Consider the following 694-nt stretch of genomic DNA (forward strand, 5'->3'; position numbering starts at 1 on the left):
CAGCAAAGTATTAATTTACTGCCCTTCCTCCCAACTTAAAGTGCTTTACAATCCGAAGACCTTCTTCACACACGCGGCATGGCTGGATCAGGCTTTCGCCCATTGTCCAATATTCCCCACTGCTGCCTCCCGTAGGAGTCTGGACCGTGTCTCAGTTCCAGTGTGACTGATCATCCTCTCAGACCAGTTACGGATCGTAGCCTTGGTGAGCCATTACCTCACCAACTAGCTAATCCGACCTAGGCTCATCTGATAGCGCAAGGCCCGAAGGTCCCCTGCTTTCTCCCGTAGGACGTATGCGGTATTAGCGTCCGTTTCCGAACGTTATCCCCCACTATCAGGCAGATTCCTAGGTATTACTCACCCGTCCGCCGCTCTCAAGAGAAGCAAGCTTCTCTCTACCGCTCGACTTGCATGTGTTAGGCCTGCCGCCAGCGTTCAATCTGAGCCATGATCAAACTCTTCAGTTCAAACATCTTTGGGTTTTTAAGAAACCCTAAACTTGGCTCAGCAATCGTTGGTTACATCTTTGATTTCTCGCGGAGTAACTTGTGATGCTGATAATCTTTTTGACTATCAGTCTGACTCCACAAGCACCCACACGAATTGCTTGATTCAGTTGTTAAAGAGCGGTTGGTTAAGCTTTCGCTCAACCGAGGCGCGCATTCTACAGCAGCCTCTGTTGCTGTCAAGC

Annotated in this window: 1 rRNA gene; it reads right to left on the reverse strand. The window is 49.7% G+C overall.

The window, feature by feature from the left end:
- Positions 1-470, reverse strand: a 16S ribosomal RNA gene (locus GHO41_RS29445); the annotation flags it as partial.
- Positions 471-694: the final 224 nt, after the last annotated feature.

Source organism: Pseudomonas sp. FSL R10-0399 (assembly GCF_009600165.1).
In the GTDB taxonomy this organism is placed as follows: Bacteria; Pseudomonadota; Gammaproteobacteria; order Pseudomonadales; family Pseudomonadaceae; genus Aquipseudomonas; species Aquipseudomonas helleri.